The organism is Polaromonas sp. P1_E1_2 (assembly GCF_056406035.1).
In genome coordinates this window covers 1-1,810 of sequence record NZ_JBFUAZ010000736.1, presented here as the reverse complement: position 1 = coordinate 1,810, position 1,810 = coordinate 1, and the positions used below count along the sequence as shown (strand labels likewise).

Sequence of the window (1,810 nt, the reverse complement as noted above, 5' to 3'; positions counted from 1 at the left end):
ACGGGGCTTGTCGAAGCGGCGGAAGAGAGAGCATTGTGGAGCCGTTTCGGACTTTGAAGGGGTGCGGTGCCGGTCCATGGTGGTGGACGCCACACATAGGCGCGATCGACATCGCCCCTTGGGGTATTGTCACGTTAACTGGGTTGCGGTTGCCTGCCTGACGGGTTGCGCATAATTTTCGGCAATGCAGACATCAGATATCAGTTTTAAGCGTCACCGTTTTCCCCCGCAGATCATTACTCACGCCGTCTGGCTTTATCTGCGGTTCAACCTTAGTCAGCGTGAAGTTGAGGAAATGCTGCTCGAGCGTGGAATCGACGTGTCATACGAGACAGTCCGCCGCTGGATCGCCAAGTTCGGACCCCAGATCGCACGCAACTTGCGGCGGCGGCAGGYGCGCCCCGGCGATATTTGGTATCTGGACGAAGTCGTCGTGAAATGCGCTGGAGAGAAATCCTGGCTCTGGCGTGCGGTCGATCAACATGGCACTGTTCTCGAAGAGATATTGCAGAAGCGGCGTGATAAAAGGGATGCAGCGAAGCGCGTGCTGGTGGCGTTAATGAAGCGCTATGGCTTTGCTCCCAAACGGATCATCACCGATAAGCTCCGCTCCTACGGTGCAGCAAAGGCGGAAGTGGCACCCGGCCTTGACTATTGATCGCACAATGGCCTCAATAATCGGGCCGAGAACAGCCATCTGCCGTTTCGAAAACGGGAACGAACCATGCAAGGCCACCGATCACTAGAGCATGCTGTGATTTAGCGGAATCTGGGATTCGCAAATCAGTTTGAATGTGATTCAACATTGCTGCTGGGGAAGGCAGGCCAGCGGCGATGACACAGCCTTATTCTGAAGATCTTCGAGAGCGTGCAATGGCGCGGCTAACGGCCGGCGAGACGATACGCTCTATTGCGGCCGCACTATCGATCAGCCCTTCGTGTGTTTCAAAATGGAAGCGGCGCCTGGCCGAGACAGGCGCTCTTACGCCAGGCCGGATTGGCGGGCACAAGAAACGGACTTTGTCGAATGAGCGGGCCGAGTGGTTGCGCCAACGTTGTTGCTCTGGCCCGTTCACGACACGTGGGCTGGTTGCGGAGCTTGCCGAGCGTGGCATCAAGACCGACCGCCGTGCTGTCTGGGTGTTTGTCCGGGCTGAAGGCTTGAGTTTCAAAAAAAACGGTGCTGCCAGCCGAGCAGACGAGACCGGACATCGCCCGCAAACGGCAACGCTGGAAGAACCACCAGCACCGGATCGAGGCTCATCGACTGGTCTTCCTTGACGAGACCTGGATCAAAACCAACATGGCGCCGCTCAGGGGCTGGGCACCACGTGGCCAGCGGCTCGCCGCTTCAGTCCCGCACGGCCACTGGAAAACCCTGACCTTCATCGCGGCCCTGCGCAGCGACCGTATCGACGCGCCCTGGGTTATCGACGGGCCGATCAATGGCGAGCTCTTTAACGTCTATGTCAGGAAAATCCTTGTGCCAACACTTGCCAAAGGCGACGTCGTCATCCTCGACAATCTCGGCAGCCACAAGGGGCAGGCTATCCGACGTGCAATCAGGGCTGCCGGCGCGCATCTCATCTTCCTGCCGCCTTACAGTCCAGACCTCAATCCCATTGAGCAGGTCTTCGCCAAGCTCAAGCATCTCATCAGAAAGGCCGAGCCACGAAGCGTCGAAACAACGTGGCGCACCGCCGGTCACATGCTCGACGCATTCGCGCCTGACGAATGCGCAAACTATCTTAGAAACTCAGGATATGCTGCCGTCTAAAAACAGCACGCTCTAGGCACGTTGCAAAGGGTC

At 57.8% G+C, this 1,810-nt stretch carries 1 protein-coding gene and 1 pseudogene; both read left to right on the top strand.

The features are described from left to right. Positions 1–184: 184 nt before the first annotated feature. A pseudogene (locus tag AC1D1P_RS22325) lies at positions 185–745 on the top strand (IS6 family transposase); the annotation flags it as partial. An 89-nt stretch (positions 746–834) separates the two neighbouring features. After that, a protein-coding gene (locus AC1D1P_RS22320; RefSeq protein WP_477674491.1) for an IS630 family transposase occupies positions 835–1,777 on the top strand; the annotation gives its coding sequence in 2 pieces (ribosomal slippage) (positions 835–1,170 and positions 1,172–1,777; 942 coding nt in all). Positions 1,778–1,810 lie beyond the last annotated feature (33 nt).